The organism is Kineococcus rubinsiae (assembly GCF_011839805.1).
Classification (GTDB): domain Bacteria; phylum Actinomycetota; class Actinomycetes; order Actinomycetales; family Kineococcaceae; genus Kineococcus; species Kineococcus rubinsiae.
Genome location: NZ_VWPY01000010.1, coordinates 59024 through 77868 on the forward strand (window position 1 = coordinate 59024; position 18845 = coordinate 77868).

At 73.8% G+C, this 18845-nt stretch carries 19 protein-coding genes; 8 read left to right on the forward strand and 11 right to left on the reverse strand.

The features are described 5' to 3' along the window. Positions 1–127: 127 nt before the first annotated feature. From F1544_RS08040 to F1544_RS08050, 3 genes are all read right to left on the reverse strand, one after another. Complete coding sequence (locus tag F1544_RS08040) at positions 128–370, reverse strand: hypothetical protein (protein WP_167584024.1); 243 nt, start codon at positions 368–370, stop codon at positions 128–130. 383 nt (positions 371–753) lie between these two features. Continuing rightward, complete coding sequence (locus F1544_RS08045; RefSeq protein ID WP_167584026.1) at positions 754–1749, reverse strand: Gfo/Idh/MocA family oxidoreductase; 996 nt, start codon at positions 1747–1749, stop codon at positions 754–756. Positions 1750–1756: 7 nt separating this feature from the next. Further along, entirely contained in the window at positions 1757–2626 is an 870-nt protein-coding gene (locus F1544_RS08050) for a sugar phosphate isomerase/epimerase family protein (protein WP_167584028.1), read from the reverse strand. Between the two features lie 146 nt (positions 2627–2772). Here F1544_RS08050 and F1544_RS08055 point away from each other — a divergent pair, with 146 nt between their 5' ends. The 3 genes from F1544_RS08055 (at position 2773) to F1544_RS08065 (ending at position 5105) form a co-directional block, all read left to right on the forward strand. After that, positions 2773–3801, forward strand: coding sequence for a LacI family DNA-binding transcriptional regulator (locus F1544_RS08055; RefSeq protein WP_167584030.1), 1029 nt, complete (start codon positions 2773–2775; stop codon positions 3799–3801). A gap of 107 nt (positions 3802–3908) precedes the next feature. Then, on the forward strand, positions 3909–4244 hold the full coding sequence (locus tag F1544_RS08060) for an immunity protein CdiI family protein (protein WP_167584032.1): 336 nt from the start codon (positions 3909–3911) through the stop codon (positions 4242–4244). Positions 4245–4493: 249 nt separating this feature from the next. Further along, complete coding sequence (locus F1544_RS08065) at positions 4494–5105, forward strand: hypothetical protein (RefSeq protein ID WP_167584034.1); 612 nt, start codon at positions 4494–4496, stop codon at positions 5103–5105. Positions 5106–5703: 598 nt separating this feature from the next. On the opposite strand, the gene F1544_RS08070 is transcribed toward F1544_RS08065, so the two are convergent. Next, entirely contained in the window at positions 5704–6285 is a 582-nt protein-coding gene (locus F1544_RS08070) for a GNAT family N-acetyltransferase (RefSeq protein WP_167584036.1), read from the reverse strand. Between the two features lie 214 nt (positions 6286–6499). Between F1544_RS08070 and F1544_RS08075 the strand changes: the two genes are divergently transcribed. Next, positions 6500–6943: a hypothetical protein gene (locus tag F1544_RS08075; protein ID WP_167584038.1), complete on the forward strand. Its 444-nt coding sequence runs from the start codon at positions 6500–6502 to the stop codon at positions 6941–6943. Between the two features lie 363 nt (positions 6944–7306). On the opposite strand, the gene F1544_RS08080 is transcribed toward F1544_RS08075, so the two are convergent. Together F1544_RS08080 and F1544_RS08085 are read right to left on the reverse strand one after the other, a co-directional pair. Further along, a complete protein-coding gene (locus F1544_RS08080) occupies positions 7307–8359 on the reverse strand; it encodes a zinc-binding alcohol dehydrogenase family protein (protein ID WP_167584040.1) in 1053 nt (350 codons plus the stop codon). Continuing rightward, entirely contained in the window at positions 8356–9486 is a 1131-nt protein-coding gene (locus F1544_RS08085) for a saccharopine dehydrogenase NADP-binding domain-containing protein (protein ID WP_167584042.1), read from the reverse strand. The genes F1544_RS08080 and F1544_RS08085 overlap by 4 nt, the downstream gene beginning before the upstream one ends. 144 nt (positions 9487–9630) lie before the next feature. Between F1544_RS08085 and F1544_RS08090 the strand changes: the two genes are divergently transcribed. Beyond that, a complete protein-coding gene (locus tag F1544_RS08090; protein ID WP_167584043.1) occupies positions 9631–10137 on the forward strand; it encodes a DUF1648 domain-containing protein in 507 nt (168 codons plus the stop codon). Between the two features lie 249 nt (positions 10138–10386). On the opposite strand, the gene F1544_RS08095 is transcribed toward F1544_RS08090, so the two are convergent. Genes F1544_RS08095 through arsB form a run of 3 tightly spaced genes read right to left on the reverse strand, consistent with a single transcriptional unit; the run spans position 10387 to position 12815 of the window. Then, positions 10387–11223 (reverse strand): sugar phosphate isomerase/epimerase family protein, encoded by an 837-nt coding sequence (locus tag F1544_RS08095; RefSeq protein WP_167584045.1) that lies wholly within the window; start codon positions 11221–11223, stop codon positions 10387–10389. A gap of 32 nt (positions 11224–11255) precedes the next feature. Next, the gene (locus F1544_RS08100; RefSeq protein ID WP_308469948.1) at positions 11256–11663 is read right to left on the reverse strand and encodes an arsenate reductase ArsC; all 408 of its coding nucleotides are present in this window, start codon (positions 11661–11663) and stop codon (positions 11256–11258) included. Between the two features lie 45 nt (positions 11664–11708). Continuing rightward, entirely contained in the window at positions 11709–12815 is a 1107-nt protein-coding gene (gene arsB / locus F1544_RS08105; protein ID WP_280114642.1) for an ACR3 family arsenite efflux transporter, read from the reverse strand. A 109-nt stretch (positions 12816–12924) separates the two neighbouring features. On the opposite strand from arsB, the gene F1544_RS08110 reads away from it, so the two are divergent. From F1544_RS08110 to F1544_RS08120, 3 genes are all read left to right on the forward strand, one after another. Then, complete coding sequence (locus F1544_RS08110) at positions 12925–13299, forward strand: ArsR/SmtB family transcription factor (protein WP_308469950.1); 375 nt, start codon at positions 12925–12927, stop codon at positions 13297–13299. Positions 13300–13477: 178 nt separating this feature from the next. Then, the gene (locus F1544_RS08115; RefSeq protein WP_167584049.1) at positions 13478–14023 is read left to right on the forward strand and encodes an AMIN-like domain-containing (lipo)protein; all 546 of its coding nucleotides are present in this window, start codon (positions 13478–13480) and stop codon (positions 14021–14023) included. A 210-nt stretch (positions 14024–14233) separates the two neighbouring features. Further along, positions 14234–16591, forward strand: coding sequence for a putative bifunctional diguanylate cyclase/phosphodiesterase (locus tag F1544_RS08120; RefSeq protein ID WP_208971484.1), 2358 nt, complete (start codon positions 14234–14236; stop codon positions 16589–16591). A 9-nt stretch (positions 16592–16600) separates the two neighbouring features. On the opposite strand, the gene F1544_RS24160 is transcribed toward F1544_RS08120, so the two are convergent. Together F1544_RS24160 and F1544_RS08130 are read right to left on the reverse strand one after the other, a co-directional pair. Next, a complete protein-coding gene (locus F1544_RS24160; protein WP_167584053.1) occupies positions 16601–17176 on the reverse strand; it encodes a GNAT family N-acetyltransferase in 576 nt (191 codons plus the stop codon). A 117-nt stretch (positions 17177–17293) separates the two neighbouring features. Next, positions 17294–18748: an MDR family MFS transporter gene (locus F1544_RS08130; RefSeq protein WP_167584055.1), complete on the reverse strand. Its 1455-nt coding sequence runs from the start codon at positions 18746–18748 to the stop codon at positions 17294–17296. Between the last annotated feature and the right edge of the window lie 97 nt (positions 18749–18845).

Here is an 18845-nt window from a genome sequence, read left to right on the forward strand (position 1 = left end):
CGCCTGCAGCGCGGTGCCAGGCCGAAGGGCCCCGGCCGGCGGTGGTGCGGCGGTGGCGGCCGCCACGACAGGACACGACCTTCCGCGACGACAGGCCGTCCGACGTTGCCGTGGTCGCGGACAGCAGTCAGCTGTAGCGGTGGTTCTTCTCCGGGTGCGCCGCCTCGCGGGAGCACGCCCGGCCGTTCATCGACTTGTGCCCGCACCGCTCACCCGTGGGCGCGACCGGGGCGGCTGCGACGGTGCGAGCCGGCTTCGACGCACGAGCGGCCGGGGCCGCTGCCGTCTCCCCGGCCGCTGCTGCGCGGCGGCCGCTGTTGCGGGCGTAGTTGGCTTCGCGCATCGCCCGCTGGGCGTCGAGCTTGCTCATCGTCGGATCACACCGGGGAGCCTACGACGCGCCACCGACACCAGCGTCCAGGCAGCGGGCACGACCCGTCGACCGGCGCCGACGCTCTCGTGCGCGGAGGAGGAGGTCTCGCCACCGTCGAGCACTTCGACGCCGACGACGTCGACGTGACACCCGGGAGCTCGCTGAGTCATGCTGTTCCTCGCTCGCACAGCGTCAGCTTCGTCACCGGGGCCGAGTTCCTGGACGCCGTGAGCTGCCCCACGCGGTCGTCCCGCCGTCCAAGCCGTCACGTCTCTGCTCCCACGACGAGGACGGCGGTCACGGGGTTCCCAGCTTCGTGGGAGCCAGGAGCGGCGCCGGAGGCGCGGCGGCCGGTCAGCAGGTCGACGACCTGCGGTCCGTCAGTAGACGACCCTCTCCGTATGCCCGCTCACGAGCGCGCGGGTCGCCGCCTCCGCCACGGCCTGCGCCGCCAGTCCGTCCTCCAGGGTCACGGGTGGGGGCGACCCGGACTCCAGCGCGTGGACGAACGCGGCTAGGGACGCCGCGTAGGTCGGGGCCACCCGCGCGAACCACCCGGGGTGCAGACCGTCGGAGACCGCGTGCGTCCCCCGGTGGTGGACGACGTTGCCCACCGACTGCCTCCGGGACTCGACGAGTCCGGTCGACCCCATGACCTCGATGCGCTCGTCGTAGCCGTAGCCGGTCCGCCGGACGCTGTCGATCTGCACGAGCGCCCCCGAGGGCATCGTCAGGGTGGCGACCGAGGTGTCGACGTCGCCGAACTGCGCGATCGCGGGATCGACCAGGGCCGAGCCCGTGACGGAGACGGAGACCGGGTCCTCCCCGCTGATCCAGCGGGCGAGGTCGAAGAAGTGCACCGTCTGGTCCCGCAGCTGCCCGCCGGAGACCTTGAGGTACTCGACCGGAGGAAGGGACGGGCCGCGGGAGCTCAGCTGCAGCAGTTCCACCGTGCCGACTCCCCCGTCGTCCACGACCCTCTTGAGGGCGGCGTGGTCCCGGTCGAAGCGGCGGTTGAAGTTGAGCATGGCCGGGACGCCGACTGCCCGGACATGCCCGACGACGGCGCGAGCCGACTCGAGGTCGACGGCCACGGGTTTCTCGCACAGCACGGCCAACCCCGCGTCGGCTGCGGCCCTGAGGTGCTCCGCGTGCGTGGTGGTGGAGGAGGCGATGAACACGGCATCGACGTGGTCGGGGTCGAAGGCCTCCGCCAGGGTGGTCAGGCCTCGCGAGCCGTGGCGCCACGCGAGGGCGTCCGCCCGGTCGGGGTCGATGTCGTAGACGCCGACGAGGTCGACGTCGGGGTGGGCCGCGAGGTTCGCGGCGTGGACCGTGCCGATGAAACCTGCCCCCAGGAGCACGAAGCGCTGCACGTCGTCCTCAGCTCACCAGGATCGCCAGCAGGTTGCGCATCGTGGTGGCGACCACGAGCGGGTCGTGCTCGTTCGCGCGGTCGGAGAACATCTCCGAGACCCACCAGCCGTCGTAGCCGGTGGACTTGACCGCTTCGACCCACTGCTGCAGCGGGATGGCTCCACCCCCGATGACGACGTTGCGGTGCAGGCCCTGGTCGGCGACGTCGTGCTCCCGGTCCAGGTCCAGGCCGTCGGAGAGGTGGACGGCTTTGATGAGCTCCCTGGGCAGAGCCGCCACCTCGGCCAGCGTGTCCCCCGTCGTCCAGAAGTGCCAGGTGTCCAGCGCGATGCCCACGTTCTCCCGGTCCGCCGCCTCGATGATCTGCAGGGCGTGCCGACAGCGGTTCAACCGGGCCCAGGCCAGGGGTTCGAGGTAGACCTCGAGCCCGTGGTCGGCGGCGATGTCCGCGGCGTCCCGCACGTTGGCGGCGGTCACGGCCACCGCTTCGCCCTCGTCCATCTCCAGCGTGCCGCGGTAGCGGGGGTCGTCGGGGGCCAGGAGGCCCGCGCGGTGCGCCTTGACGACGTTCGCGTCGACCGGTCCGGTGCACAGCTGCACGATCGGTGCGCCGACCGCCGCCGCCACCGAGCACATCCGGCGGACCTCGGCGAGGAACTCCTCGCGGGCCGGACCCTGCCGCTCGATGTCCAGGACGGCACCGAGGCCGGTCACGACCAGGCCGTCCAGGAGCGGCGGGAGCGTCTCGACCGCGTACCCCGCGTCGAGGTAGCGGTACAGCTTGGGGCTCTGCAGCTCGATGCCCCCGAAGCCGGCTTCCTTCGCGATGCGGATGTCCTGCACGACGTTGCCGTGGAACGTGGTCGTCACGTTCATGGAGATCTTCGGCGTGACCGTCGCGGGCGGGGACACAGGGTGAGACGCGAGCACGGACACGGCACTCCTCGATGAGCACTGGACAGGACTGGACCGGTCCAGGTTAGCGTCCAGAGCTTCCGGTGTCAGCCCCCTACGCTGAGCCCATGGACCACCGGGAGGACAGGGCGCGGCCCCCGAGCCCTCCCACCCTCCGCGACGTCGCGGAGCGCGCCGGGGTGTCGAAGTCCCTGGCCTCGCTGGCCCTGCGCGGGGACCCGGGCGTGGGTGAGGCTCGCCGCGCCTCGGTGCGCCAGGCGGCCGAGGACCTCGGCTACCGCCCCAACCGCGTCGCCCGGGCTCTGGCCGAGACCCGGTCCGGGACGGTCGGGGTCCTGCTCAACGACCTGCGCAACCCCTGGTTCGTCGACCTCCTCGCCGGGCTCACCGCCGCACTCGACGGCGGTGGTCTGGCCCCCGTCCTCGCCGACTCCTTCACGGCCCGACGGATCGGCCGCTCGGCCGTGGACCAGCTCCTCGCCCAGCGGGTGGACGCGATCGTGGTCGTTGGGACCACCGAGGACGACGCGCCGCTGCGCGAGGCGGCCACGTCAGGGTGCCCGGTGCTGCTCGCGGGGACCTACGAGCCCGGTGACCTGGACGCCGACGTCGTGGTCAACGACGACCGGCACGGCGCCGTCCTCGCGACGCGTCACCTCCTGGACCTCGGACACCGCCGCATCGTCCACCTCACCGGACCCGGGGAGGTCGGGCGTCTCAGAGCCGAGGGTTTCCGCGCCACCGCCGAGGCCGCCGGGCTGCCCGCGTGGACGGTTGCCGGGGGGATGAGCGAGGAGAGCGGGTACGCGGCCGCCCGCAGGCTGCTCGAGGACAAGGCGCGCCCCAGCGCCGTGTTCGCGTACAACGACCTCGCGGCGATCGGAGCGCTCTCCGCCGCGCACGACCTCGGGCTCGAGGTGCCCCGGGACGTCTCCGTCGTCGGTTACGACAACACCCACATCGCCGCCATCAGGCCCGTCTCCCTCACCTCGGTCGACAACGGGACGTTCGCCATCGGCGTCCAGAGCGGCCGGTTCGCGATCGAGCGCATCTCCGGCCGGATCGGCGGTGCGCGGGTGCACCGGGTCGCCGCGAGCCTGGAGGTCCGGCGGACGACGGGGCCGGCACTGCTGTAGCCGGGAGTCGACCACCTGATTACGTCGATGAGCAGGTCCGCTGCGTGATACGTCGGCGAGCCCGCTCTCCTACCGACCGTTCAGACGACGACTGACATGCTCACGTCGTGGACGAGCCCTACCGCCCTGTCGCCCTGCGGGTCATGGCCGAGTGGATGGAGAGGGACCCCGTCTGGGACAGCCACCCCGACCACGTCGGCCCCGTCGAGCTGGCGGACCTCGGCGTCAGCGGTGAACTCGTCGAGCGGCTGCGGGCGTGGAACGCGCGGTTCAACGCTCGCGCGGGGAGCGACTACCAGTGGCTCGACGACGAGCACCGGAAGACCTGGCAGGCCTTCGGGTTGCGCTTGGCCTACGCGCTGCAGAACGAGCTGCCCGACGTCGAGATCAGCTACCGGCACGACGGTGACGTCCGGCCTCTGCGGCAGCGTCGCGGTCCTTGAGACACGACTCGACCTGCCGGTCGTGCGGTGATCCGCGCGGTCGTGGTCAGCAGGCTGCACGGTTAGCGTGATCGGATCCCCCGCGACTTGACGAGCGTCGGCCCTACCGACCCGTTGCGCGTCGTCCTGGACGCGCACGCACGCACCCTCGCGGCTGCCACCGCGCGCTACTGCTGGCGCACCCCGGTGGAGGGTCCGGCCCACACGTCGGCCCACGGACACACGGACCTGACGACCGGGGCGGCGACGATGACGACGGTCAGCACGACGTTCCCCCCGCCTCCACCTCCCGCCAGGGACGGCGTCCTCGTGCTCGACGGGCTCATCACGATGCCCGGCCGGAGCGCACCGGAGGAGATGACGGCGCACGCCCTCCTCGTCCCCGAGGGCGGCACGATGTCGATGGTCCTCCTCGACGGGCCACCCACCCAGGACGAACGGGGACGCTGGACCAGCTCCCGCACGGACGCCCCCCGCCTGACGATGGAGGTGGACCCGCTCCTGGGCAGCGTCGCCGGCACCTTCCACTGGCTCGCGGCGGCGACGAGCGCGGAACCCGACCACGCCCCGGGCCGGTACGTGGTGAGTCTCGACCTGTGCAAGCTCGTGGACGACGCCCGTCCTCAGCGGCGCGAGGCGGTGCGGCTCACCCTCGACCGGCTGCAACCCGGCCTGGCCTCCGGAGCCGCCTCGGGAACCGTCGCGGGAATCGTGGAGGTCGACCTGGTCTCCGGGTTCGTCACGGCGTTCAGCGTCATGGCCGGAGGGCTGAGCGAGGAGCCTCAGATGGATCCGGTCCTCCTGGAACTGCGGGACCACGGCGTCGCCGTGGAGGTCGACGTGCCGCCGGCACACGAGTGAGAGGACGCCCCGGTAGGTCCTGGTGATCCGGGCGAGACCAGGTCGCCGAGACGAGCAGACCTCCGGCCGTCTCGCGCGTTGCGTTCCACTGCGGGTCGACGACGTGGGGGTCCAGACGGGCCGGGTGAGAACGACTACTGACGCCTGCGCCGTCTCAGCACAGGTGCTCCCGCTCCCGTGAGGAACGAGGACACGGTCACGCTGATGGACGGAAGGTCCTGAACCGCTGGACGGCGACGAGACGACTGTGCGGCGCAGCACTGCGCCGCGGAGCCGCGGCCCACGTTCTCCAGGTCGCGCGTTGTCCGTGCTGCGGCCTGCGCCGCTTCCCCACCGATGGCGGTGGGCGTCAGTGCTTCGGCCTCCTCGATGAGGATCAGGTCGTCGGCGCGAAGCCGGGGAGGAACACGAATCGGCCACGCGTGGCGGTACTGCACGACCGCGACCGCGATCCCCGCCTCCCCCTCGGCGACCGTGCGGGACCCTCCGAGGACGACGAACTCCTGCCGGTGCTGCAGGCCCGCGGCGTGGCGGTACCTCGCCCGGAGGCGGCGGAAGGGACGTTCGCCGTTCTCCCGACCCCTTGACGAGGTCGTCCTCATCCCGCTGGTCGCGTCCGAGCCGCCCACTCCTCCGCCAGCAGGGCGTAGCCGACACCGTCCAGCCAGCCGAGGTCCCGGTGCAGCGAATCACGCACCGCGTGCACCTCCCGCCGCATCCCCACCCGCTCCGCCAGCCGGCACGACGCCTCGTTGACCGCGAACGCGTTCGCGGTCACCCGCCGCAGACCCAGGTCCTCGAAGCACATCCGCAGCACCTCGCCCACCGCCTCGCTCATGAACCCCCGTCCGCCCACCGCGGGGTCCAGGGTCCAGCCCAGCTCCGCCTGCACCCCTCGGGCCTGTGCCACGACCTCGCGCTGAGCCCAGGCGTCCTCGACCCGCACCATCAGATCGCCGACGATGCGACCTCCGTGCTCGACGACGAGCTGGTCGCGCAGCCCCGCCGCCAGCCACTCCTCCAGCTCGGCGCGATCGTGCGGTCGGCGGGTGACCCAGCGCGTGACCTCCTCCAGACGCCGGTAGTGCCACAGCTGCTCCGCATCCGCGGGCTTCACCCGGCGCAGGCTCAGGCGGGCCGTCCGCCGCGGCCACACGACCGCGTCGAGGGGGCTGGGCACGTCCTCATCCCCGACCGTGGTCACCACCGCAGCCTGCCAGCTCCCCACCGGCGCGGGCCCCCTCCCCGGTTCCCGGCAGGCCCTGGACCAGCGAGGTGTCCCGGGTCGCCCCCGGCTTCGGTCGTTCCGGGGGTGGAAACCAGGTGAGAGTGCTGGACGACCGAGGAGCTGCCGTGTCGGTGCGGAGACTGGTGAACGAGGGGGTGCTGGTGCGGTGGACGACCTGGTCGATGCGCGACTGCGGCGCCACGTCGAGGAGTCCGGCTACCACCTGGTCGCGGACGCCGACACCTTCGGCCTCCGGGACGCGGAGACGCAGTTCCGCGGCCGCCGTGGCATCGACGGGTACGTGGCGGAGGAGGTGCAGCGCGACTCCTTGGTCAGGTCGTGGACGACGCTCGAGCGTTCGGCCGTCGATGCTCCCGAGACCGTCCGCGTTCAGCGCGACGACCGGGGCGACTACGGACTGACGTGGTCGGAGGGTGGTCGTCCCTGCCGGGCGGAGAGGCTGGACCGCTCGGACGCGGTCGCCGTCGCCCACCTCCCGCAGAGGTCCATGGACGACGTCCTGGCGGCGGTGGAACGCCTCGACGCCGAACCGGTGTTCTCGCGGGTCCTGTGGGAGGAGCGGCCGCGGCGCACCTCGGGGCGCGGGTGACGGCGCGCCGGCCCTGACCACCGTGCGCGCTCTGGACGCCGACCTGGAACCTCTGCACGGGAGCCGCCACCTCCTGCAGGTGGGGCTCCAGCAGGAGGTGCCTACCGGGAGCAGCTCGAGGCGCGCCTCGGGCAGGTCGGTGCGGGAGGCGCGTGTGCCGTCGGGTCCGACGGTCCCGCTCCGATCGGCAGCAGCGACGGTCGCTCCGGAGATCGACCGTCTCAGCGTCCACCGCGCGACGTGCCGTCCTCATCGGCGGGCGTTGCCGGCGGGTTCCACGCCGCTCGACGCGACATCACCGGCGCTCGTCCGGCAGCACCGCTGGACGCGTCACTGCGGCGGTGTCCTCGACGCCGCCGGCCCTCAGACGGTGACGACCAGCTTGCGCGCCGAGACTCCGGCCCGCAGCCGTTCCAGGCCCGCCGGCACGGCAGCGAGCCCGTGCCCGATCACCTCGGCCGGCGGTGCCGGGCGGTAGCGACCGTCGGTGAGTGCGGCGGGGAGGAACCGGCTGAAAACCGCGGGGCCGACGGAGTTCTGCGCCGGTGTTCCGCCCCAGATCGCGGACACGTGCACCCCGAGGGGCCGCGCAGCCAGCCGGCGCGCAGCGGTGGCGGGCGTGGGGTACGCCGAGGCGACACGACCGGTGCCGTCCGCCCGACGGGCGACGGCGACGGTCCGGGACAGGGAACCCGCCCCGATCGCGAGGGTGCCGGCGAGGGTCCGTCCCTGCAGGGAACGCAGGAGGTCCTGGACGACCGTCCGCTCGCGGTAGTCGAACACCTCCGCCGCCCCCAGCGAGCGCACCAGGTCGTGGTTGTGCGGTGAGGCCGTGGCGACGACGCGGTACCCGGCGCCGCGGGCGAGCTGGACCGCGTTGCTCCCGACGCTGGTCGACGCGCCCCACACCAGGACGGTCTCCCCGCGCTTCTCGGCGCCCGCGGTGGGCAGGGCGAGGCCGAGCTGGTCGGGCTGGAACAACCCGGCGGCGGCCGTGCTCACGCCCAGCGGCAGCACCACCGCGTCGGTGAACCCCAGATCGGCGGGGAGGAGCGTCGTCACCTCGGCGGCGAGCGTCGTGAACCGCTGGAACGCACCGTGGGCGGCGCTGTCGCGGAACCGCTCCTGCCCGGTGGCGAACCCGACGACCCGGTCCCCGGCGGCGAGGGAGGTGACACCGTCGCCGACGTCGACCACCTCACCCGCCACGTCGGTGCCCAGCACGGCGGGGTAGCTCAACCACGGGTAGACGAACCGGCGACGTGCGAAACCCGACACGGCGTCCACGGGGTTCAGCGCGACGGCCGCGACGCGGACGACGACCTCCCCGGGGCCGGGCCGGGGTCGCGGCGCGGGCCCGACGCGGAACGTGGCGCGCGGGGAGTCGAGCCAGAGGGCCTCGTTCTCGACGCTCACCGCTCGCCCCCCTCGACGTGCGCGGTCGCCAGGAGCGCACCGCCGACGAACTCCCCGCCGACGCTCGTGACGAGGTCCGGGCCGAACAGTGCCGCCGGCGTGTGGGCGCCCGGGCGGCCCTCGCCGCGGGCGAGTCGACGGGCCGTCTCCGCGCAGACGGCGACCGTGGTCGCCTGCCCCTCCGGCAGGCGCAGCCAGCCCTCGGCGGTGGTCCCGTCCTCCCACGTCACGTGCGCGTGGGCCCAGGAGGAGGCCCGGGGGGCTGCGCGCTCGGGGAAGCGGACCGCGGCGAGACGACGCGCAGCGAACCGGCGGACGGGTTCGAGGGTGAGCAGGGACGTGGCGACGGGGAGGACGGTCCGCACGAGCGCGCCGGTGGGCGCCTCGCTGGAGGCCGACTCGACGGACGGGGCGTCGCTGGCCCGCTGGGCGGCGAGGAGCTCGCCCAGCGGCATCAGCGCGGTCGAGACCCGGTCGCCGTCGGGGGTGACGAGCGTGCGCGGTGCGCCGCCGATCGGGGCGGCGACGAGCCGTCCGTCGACGAACCGCCGCCCCTCGAAGCGCCGGCCGCCGGGGACCCCCGGCAGGCCCTCGACGATCGTGCCCGCCAGCGCGTCACCCAGGCGACCGGCCTGCAGGGCGAGGGAGGGGACCATGTCGACGCGCACGCGACGGGCCCGTCGTCCCGCCTGCGCACCGTCGCGGCACAACCGGACCACGACGCTCTCGGTGGCGGTGACGCCGAACCCGGCACCGGTGACGAGGGTCCGCCCCGCCCGCTCCGCCTCGGCGTGGCGGGCCAGGAGCTGCGAGGTGGCGGCCAGGTCGTTGGCGAGGTCGACGTAGTCGCTGCCGGCCGCGAGGCAGGCGTCGACCACCGCTCCGGCCGTCTGCGTGAAGGGCCCGACGGTGTTGACCACGACGGCGGGGCCGGCCGCGCGGATCGCGGCGGCCATCGCCGCCGCTCCCGACGCCACCAGGGTGCGGTGCCCACGTCCGGCCGCCACCTCCCGCAGGCGGTCGCCGTCGCGACCGACCAGCACGGGCTGCAGACCGTCCTGCTCCAGCGCGTCCGCGACCCCTCGTCCCGTCCGGCCGGTTCCTCCCAGCACGAACACGTCGACCATGGTGTTGCCCCTCTGTCGATGACACGTGATGTCATCATCGCACACGACGACACGGCGTGTCATGACTTCGTCGTTGGCGCTGGGCCGGTCGACGACGGACGGGTGGTCGGAGGACCCGGGAGCACGAGTGGCTAGCGTCGGGCCATGCGACGTCCCGATCGCGCTGCGCTGACGTTCACCGCCGCCACCGGGTCGGCCCTCATCGCCGTCGCTGTCTCCGCAGTCCTGCTGCCCGAGCGCGTGCCCACCCACTTCGGCGCCGGCGGCGCCGCCGACGACTGGGGTACCCGCACCGGCGCCGTCGTCGTCCAGGCGGCGATCACCGCAGGCACGGGCGCCCTGTTCGCGGCCCTCGCTCGGTGGATGCCGACGCTGCCGTGGGAGTGGATCAACCTCCCCGGCAAGGAGCGCTGGGCCGAGCAGGGACAGCAGGACGAGGTCCGCCGGCGTCTCCGCAGCGACGTGCTGTGGCTCGGGAGCACGGTGGCGCTGCTCAACACCGCCCTCACCGCCTCCACCGTCGACGCCGCGCGCAGCGGCACCGACCACCTGCCGTGGTGGTTCTTCCTCGCGTTCGGCACCTGGCTGGCCACGATCACCGGGTACGTCGTCTACATGGGCCTGGTGCGCTACCGGCCACCTGACCGCTGACCTGGCCGCCGCGACGCGGAACTCGGGCAGGTCCGCGTGTGAGGACAGCCGACGTCACGGCGAGCCCCGTCACCGCTGAGCAGGTCGCAGCGTCCCGGGCACGGGGAACGGGAGCCGGATCCCTCGCTGCCGGCCCCGACGGCTGAAGCGCCTCCGACGTCGTCGGTCACGACGGTCACGCCCTCCGTGCCGACCTCGCTGATGCGGACCGGTCGCTCGCCGCCACCGGGCACCTGGGCTTCTCGCGACCTAGGCGCGGACTCCCGCCGAACGCCCCTGGAGGACGTCCTCCACGACGGCGCGCTGGACCGCCAGCCCAGCCCACTCGTCGTCGTCCGCCGCGTCGTAGACGAGGGCCAGCGGACCCTGGTAACCGGCGTCGAGGATCGTCGTCACGCTGGTCCGGTAGTCGTCCTCCTCGATCCCGTCGCGGCCCCAGTGCGCCTTCGCGTGGCAGGTCTCGGCGTAGGGGGTCACCGCGGCGAGGTCGGCGTACTTGTGCGGCCCCACCCAGTTGCCCAGGTCCACCAGCAGGCCGACGGCCCCGTCCAGCGGGTCCAGGATCGCCCGCACGTCCGCCGCGTCCCGGGTCACGTCGAGCCAGTTCTCGGTGACCACGCGCACGTCCCCCGCGCGGGCGGCGATGCGGCCCAGGGCGGCGGAGCTGTCCCGCTGCGCCGTGTCGGTGCGGGTCCGCCCCGCGACGACCCGGATCCGGTGGGCCCCCAGCGCTTCGGCGTCGTCGAGGTAGGAGGAGATCCACGCCTCCTGCTGCCCGCCGTCGGTGGGGTGCGTGAGGTCCCCGTCGTCGACGAGGAGAGCGTCCAGGGTGATCCCCGACTCCTGCAGCGCAGCACGCAGCTCAGCCAGGGAGGCCGGGTCCCGGTGCGCGAGGTGGAAGTGGCACAGCTGCACGGTGCGGTAGCCGTGCGCCCGCAGAGCGGCGGGGAGCTCGAGCACCGGCAGGCCCGACACCTCGTCGCTCGCGCCGGCGCGGAACCGGCCCAGCGTGCGGTCGAGGGACCACGCGTGGACCGCGGCCGCCCGCGAGGTCTCGGCGGGGCGGGTGTCGTCGTCGACCGTCATGCCGCCAGCATCCCTCACTCGCGCTCGACGGGTCACCCGAGCAGCCCGGCGAGCAGCGCCTCGACGCGCCTGCGGATCTCGTCGCGCACCTCGCGCACCGTCTCGAGGCCCTGCCCCGCCGGGTCGGTCAGCTCCCAGTCCTCGTAGCGCGTTCCCGGGAAGAACGGGCAGGCGTCACCGCAGCCCATGGTGACGACGACGTCGGAGGCCTGCACGGCCTCGGCCGTCAGCACCCGAGGCTGCTCGCGGGCGATGTCGATGCCCACCTCCGCCATGGCCTGCACGGCCACGGGGTTGATGCGCTCCGCGGGCATCGAACCCGCCGACCGCACCTCGACCGCCCCGCCCCCGAGGGTGGTCAGGAACCCGGCGGCCATCTGCGAGCGGCCCGCGTTGTGGACGCAGACGAACAGGACGCTGGGCTTGTCGTTGCGGGACACGGTCGTGCGGCTCCTCGGCGGGTGGGCGGGTTCAGCGGGGCGGGTTCAACGGACGGCGTCAAGGGAGGGGGCGGTCGGGTCACCGGGGAAGCACCGGCGCCCGGCCCAGAGCGCGACGTGGACGAGGGCGACGAGGGCGGGAACCTCGATGAGGGGCCCGACCACGCCGGCGAGGGCCTGGCCGGAGGTGACGCCGAAGGTGCCGACGGCCACGGCGATGGCCAGCTCGAAGTTGTTGCCCGTCGCGGTGAACGACAGCGTCGATGTCTTCGCGTAACCCAGGCCGAGGGCACGACCCAGGACGAACGAGCCGGAGAACATCAGCGCGAAGTAGGCCAGCAGCGGCAGGGCGATGCGGGCCACGTCCCCCGGCTGGGAGGTGATCGCCCTCCCCTGCAGCGCGAAGAGCAGGACGACGGTGAACAGCAGCCCGTACAGTGCGAAGGGTCCGATGCGCGGCAGGAACCGCTCCTCGTACCAGGTGCGGCCCCGGGCCCGCTCCCCCAGCGCCCGGGCGAGGAACCCCGCGACCAGCGGGACGCCCAGGAACACCGCGACCGAGACGACGACGGCGCGGACGGAGAACCCGGCCGACGTGGTCTGCAGGCCGAGCCACCCCGGCAGCACCTGCAGGTAGAACCAGCCGAGGCCCGCGAAGGCGAGGACCTGGAAGACGGCGTTCACCGCGACCAGGACGGCGGCGGCCTCGCGGTCCCCGCAGGACAGGTCGTTCCAGATCAGCACCATGGCGATGCACCGGGCGAGCCCCACGACGACCAGCCCGGTGCGGTGCTCGGGCTGGTCGGGCAGCAGCAGCCACGCCAGGGCGAACATCAGCGCCGGGCCGACCAGCCAGTTCAGGACGAGGGACGTGACGAGGAGCCGGCGGTCCGCGGCGACGCGGCGGGTCTCGCCCCAGCGGACCTTGGCGAGGACGGGGAACATCATGACCAGCAGGCCCACCGCGATCGGCAGGCTCACCGACCCGACCTCCACCGCGCCGAGCGCGCCGCCCAGGCCGGGCACGGCCCGCCCCAGCAGCAGGCCCAGGACCATCGCCGCCCCGATCCACACGGGCAGGAAGCGGTCCAGCACCGACAACCGGGCCAGCACGGGGGCCTCGCGGCCGGCCCGCGGTCCTTTGGCGACCAGGTCGCTCACCGCACCGTCCTTCCATCGACGTCCGTCGATGGACTGTGGCAGTCGCCGTCGAGCCCCGTCAACATCGACGTCCGTGGATGTCCGGTGCCATGCTGAGCGCGTGGTCCTGCCGACGTCGCCGCCCGAGACCGTCGCCTGCTGCGCCCCCCTGGTCCGGCAGCCCCTCGGCGCTGCGGACGCGGTGGCGCTGGCCCGCACGCTGAAGGCCGTCGCAGACCCGGCCCGGCTGCGCCTGCTCTCCCTGGTGGCCGCGCACGACGGTGGTGAGGCCTGCGTGTGCGACCTCGTCGACGCCCTGGACCTGAGCCAGCCCACCGTCTCCCACCACCTCCGGGTCCTCGTCGAGGCCGGGCTGCTCACGCGCGAGAAGCGCGGCGTGTGGGCCTACTACGCGCTCGTGCCGGCCGCCCTGAACGCGCTGGCCGCCGTCCTGACCGCCCCGGCGGGCGGTGCCCGGAGCCGCTCGGCCTGCTGAGCACCGCGCAGGGCCGCCCCTCTCCACCGCCTTCCCGGGAACCGCCGCGCACACCGCGGAGAACCCGAAGACTTCTCCCCCGCAACGGGTCCCGGGCCCTTCCGCAACGGCGTCCGGAGGGGGACCATGGCAGCGGTGGCCGGTCGGCACGGTGCCGCCCCGCCGGGAGGAGGCCGCGATGAAGCGGTCAGCGGTTCTGACGTCCCTGCTCCTCAGCACGACGGTCCTGGTCGGGACCGGGCCGGCGGGTCCGGCCGCCGCCTCCGCGGCGGCGGCCACGTGCCGGACCGCGTGGGGTTCCCTGCCGGGAAGCGGCCCCTCGTCGCGCGACACCGTCATCACCGACGTGCGCACGGGCACGCACGCCTGCTTCGACCGTCTCGTCGTGGACCTCGCCGGCCGCGGCGACGGCTACTGGGTCCGCTACGTCGACCAGGTCCGCGCCGACGGTTCCGGCCACGTCGTCCCGCTGCGGGGCGGGGCGAGGCTGGAGGTCGTCGTCGTCGAACCCGTGACGAGCACCGACGCGTTCTTCCTGCCGAACGGGGAGCTCGCCGACGTCCGGGGCTACCCGACGTTCCGCCACGTCGCGTGGGCCGGGTCCTTCGAGGGCCAGACGACCCTGGGGCTCGGCGTCCGCTCGCGGCTGCCCTTCCGCGTGTCCCTGCTGGACGGGCCGGGCGGGGGTTCCCGCGTCGTCGTGGACGTCGCGCACCGCTGGTGACGGGCCGGGACCGGCGGGCGTGTTCCCCCCTGACCGCACCCGGTGCAGGGTGGGTGCCCCGCCCACGCCGGGCGGGGCACGGCGCCGACGCCTCGGGGCGAGGCCGCCGGTGAGACGTGAACGATCAAGCCGACAGCAGGACGTGACGATGAGGAGGGGTACGGCGGGTAGGACGAGACGAGTGGAGACGGCGGCACCATGACCGGCCACGTGGTTGCGACCCTGCGGCGCTGGACCGGATCTCCGGTCCGCGCCGACGCACGCCCCGCCCGACGGCGGCAGCTCCTCACGGCGCTGTCCGCCGCCCCCGGGGTGAGCGTCGTCGTGCTGTTCCTGCTCGTCCCCTCCACGATGGTGAAGACCGCGCTGCTGGCCGGGGCCGGCGTCCTGTCCCTCGTCGCGGTCGTCGTCGGCGTCCTGCTCCACCGCCCGCGACCGGCGCCGCCCTGGTGGCTGCTGGCCGTCTCGGGCGCCTTCTTCCTCGCCGGTGTCGCCGTGCGGCCCTGGAGCCTCGCGCACACCGGGCCCGCGACCTACCTCGTCGACGCGCTGAGCCTCACCGGCTACGCGGCCCTGCTGACGAGCCTGTTCTGGCTCGCGCGCAGCCACGGCGGCATGCGCCGCGAGGTCCTCTGCGACGTCGTCATCATCGGGGCCACCGGAGCCCTCGCCGCGCTGCAGCACCTCGTGCTGCCGGCCGCGCTGATCGCCGGGCGGCCGCTCGCGACGTCCGTCCTCGCCGGCGTCTACCCCCTCGTCGACGTGCTGCTGGTCTCCCTCGTGCTGGACGTCGTCTTCAGCACCCCCGGGCGGCGCAGCTACCACCTGCTGGCCGCGGCGGTGGTGGCCCTGCTGGTCGGGGACACCGTCTACGCCTGGTGGGGGACGAAGGGGGCCCTGCTCCTGCCGACCTCGGCGAACCTCCCCTTCCTGGCGTCCTACCTGCTCATCGCCGCGGCCGCCCTGCACCCGTCCCAGCGGGGCGTCCCGCACCGGGCGACGGCGCCGGCCGTCAGCGGTGGGCGCTCGGTCTTCGACGCGTGGTCCTGGCCGCGCCTGATCGTGCTCGGGATCTCCCTCGCGGGGCTCGTCGCCCTCATCACGGCCCGGCCCGTGGACGCGCCGCTCGTCAACCGCTGGTCCGCCGCGACCGCGGTGGCCGTCGTCCTCACGCTCCTCGTCGTGCGGGCCGTCTCCGCCGTCAACGGCCAGGCCCGCGCGCGGGCCGTCCTGGCCCACCGCGCCAGCCACGACGCGCTCACCGACCTGCCCGACCGCGAGGAGCTGCGCCGGCTCGTGGACCAGCGGTGCGCCCGCCGCGGCCCCCGGGCGGGCGAGCAGCACTGGCTCCTCTACCTCGACCTGGACGGCTTCAAGCGCATCAACGACTCGTGGGGCCACGCGGCCGGTGACGAGCTGCTGCGCGAGGTCTCCCGCCGGCTGCAGCTCGTCGGCGGGCCGCAGGCCACCGTGGCGCGGCTGTCGGGCGACGAGTTCGTGCTCGTCGTGACCTGCGGCGACGCCCAGGTCGCCCGGCTGGCGGAGGACCTGCTCCGCGAGGTCGCCCAGCCGGTGCACCTCAGCGTCACCGACGCCGTCGTCACCGCCTCGATCGGCGTCGCGGCGGTGCACGGCGGCGCGCAGACGGCGCTGCGCGAGGCGGACGCGGCGATGTACCAGGCCAAGCGCGCCGGGCGCCACCAGTGGCTGCTCTACGACGAGACGATGCGCAACGACCAGGGCGCCGCCATCGAGCTGGAGCTCGACCTGCGCCACGCCGTCGACGAGGACGCCCTCGACCTCGCCTACCAGCTCATCGTGGCCATCGACGACGCCCGCCCGGTCGGCACCGAGGCCCTGCTGCGCTGGGAGCGGCCGCTGGCCGGTCCCGTGTCCCCGGTCGTCTTCGTGCCGATCCTCGAGGAGACCGGCCTCATCGAGCCCGTGGGGCTCTGGGCGCTGCGCCGCGCCCTCCGCCAGCTGGCCCGGTGGCGGCGCGAGGACCTCGTCGACGACGCGTTCACGATGTCCGTCAACGTCGCCCCGCGACAGCTGCTGGACCCCCGCTTCACCGAGCGCGTGGCCGCGCTGCTGCAGGAGAGCGGGGTGGCCGGGACGAACCTCGTCCTGGAGATCACCGAGTCCGCCATGCTGACCGAGGCCGACGCGGCGACCCTCAACCTCGCGGCCCTGCGCGGCCTGGGCGTCGGCCTGGCCGTGGACGACTTCGGCACCGGGTACTCCGCGCTCAGCTACCTGCGGACCCTGCCCGTCACCCGGGTCAAGATCGACCGCAGCTTCGTCTCCGGCCTGGGCGACAGCCGCAACGACGAGGCCCTCGTCCGGGCCGTCGTCGCCGTGAGCCACGCCCTCGGGCTCGGCGTCACGGCCGAGGGCATCGAGACGCCGGCCCAGCACGAGGTGCTGCGCCGGCTCGGTGTGGGTCACGGCCAGGGCTGGCTGTGGGCCAAGGCCGCGGCCCCCGACGACGTGTCGAGGGCCCTGGCCCTGCACCGCCGCAGCGGTTCCCGGGACGCGCTGGTGCCGGGGACCGCCGCGGCGGAGTAGGCGCGCGACTCAGACGAGCGCGCCCTCGGGCGCCGGGAACTCGTAGGCCCAGTAGGTCTGCTCGTCCAGGCGGTGGACGGCCGCACCGGCGCCGACCGTGTCCACGAGCCGGCCGATGAGGCGCGGCAGGGCGAGCTCCTGCTCGTTGTGCCGGCAGATGTCGATGCTGGCGACCCCGCCCTGCTGCTCGACGACCTGCACCATCCGCCCGACCATCTTCGAGAAGATGCCGCTGCTGCGGTAGTCCGGGTGGACGCCCACGCAGCCGATGTACCAGATCCGGCCGGCGCGGTGGTGCTCCGGCCAGCGGTGGGCGTAGTACTCCTCGCTGACGAGCGGCATCGAGGACAGGTCGTTGGTGAAGCTGCCGAAGGCGCACACCTGACCGGAGCGGGCGATGCCCAGGTACTTCTGGACGCGGGAGTCGGAGCAGACGTCGTCGAACTCCGCCCGCGTCATGACGTGGCGCTGGACGGCGAGGACGCGCAGGCGGTCGAACGCCGCCTGGTAGATCTCCCAGGCGCTGTCGCGCTGGTCACCGGTCACGACGTCGAGGACGACGAGATCCGCCGGGGATGTGGCCACGGAGCTACCTCACAAGGTGTCGCGGAGCAAGCAAGAACCTCGACTGTAGCTCCGAACGATCACTCTGCGTGGGGATACGTCACTCTCCTCACACGATCGGCGGACCGGGGCGCGCCGTCAGGCGCCGGCGGGCTCCGCGGCGGCGGGCTCCATCGCGACCCGGTCGCCGCGGGGCATGAGCAGGACGGCGACGAGCAGCAGGACGGACACGACCAGCGTCGCGATGAACACGTGGTGGACGGCCTGGGTCAGGGGCCCGGCGCTCACGTCGCCGCTCTCCAGGGACGCCGCACCCAGGGTGGCGTTGACGACGGCGCCGAACGCGGCGACGCCGACGGAGCTGCCGAGCGAGCGGAAGAACATGTTGGCGCCCGTGACCACGCCGCGCTGCTGCCACCCGACGGCCGACTGCGCCGCGATGAGCGTCGGCGCCGCCGTGACGCCCATGCCCAGCCCGATGGCGAAGCACGTCACGGCGACCTGCCACACGCTGGAGGTGGTGTCCAGCAGGAGCAGCCCCGACGTCGCGGCGACCACGACGACCGAGCCGAGCAGGGCCGTGGCCCGGATGCCGATGCGCAGGTACAGGCGCCCGGCCTGCGAGGCCGACAGCGGCCAGCCCATGGTGAGCGCGGCCAGGGCGAACCCGGCGACGAGCGGGCCCTCCCCCAGCGCCTCCTGCACGTAGGTCGGCACGTACGTCGTCAGGCCCAGCAGGACGGCGCCGACGCAGGCCGAGACGAGGCTCGTCGTGGTGATGAGGCGGTGGCGCAGCAGGGCCAGCGGGACGACCGGGTCGGCCGCGCGCCGCTCGACGCGCACGAACACCACGAGCAGCAGGACCCCGGCGCCGAGGACGGCGATGCTCTGCGGCGCGGTCCACGCCCAGGCCTGCCCGCCCTCGAGCAGCCCCAGGACGATCAGCGTGAGGGCGACCGTGAGGACGCCCGCCCCCAGGTAGTCGATCTGCGGCCGGCTGCGGCGCACCGTCTCGTGGAAGCGGCGCCACACCATGCCCGCCGCGAGCAGGCACAGGGGGATGTTGACGAAGAAGATCCAGCGCCAGCTGACGTACTCGGAGAACACGCCGCCGAGGGTCGGGCCCACGACCGAGCTGACGGCCCAGACGCTGGCGATGTAGCCCTGCACCTTCGCGCGCTCGGCCAGGGAGTACAGGTCGCCGATGATGGTCATCGACATCGGCTGCACCGCACCGGCTCCGATGCCCTGCAGGGCCCGGAAGGCGATGAGCGCCCCGATGTTCCACGCGAACCCGCACAGCACGGAACCCAGCAGGAACAGGCCGATGCCGAACATCATCACGGGCTTGCGGCCGAAGACGTCGGCGAGCTTGCCGTAGACGGGGACGGTCACGGCCTGCGCCAGCAGGTAGATCGAGAACAACCACGGGAACTGGCTGAACCCGCCGATGCTGCCCACGATCGACGGCACGGCGGTGGCGATGATCGTCGAGTCGATCGCGACGAGCGCCGTCGAGAGCATGACCGCGATCAGCACCGGCCCCCGCTCGGAGCGGAACCCCACGCCCGCGGGAGCAGCCGTCGTCGTCATCCTGTGCGTCCTCCTGTGTCCGGCCCGCTGGTCACCGGGACGGGGCACAGACCTGGACGGAGCACCGGGCCGGTCCCCACGCCGGACGGCGGGTGCC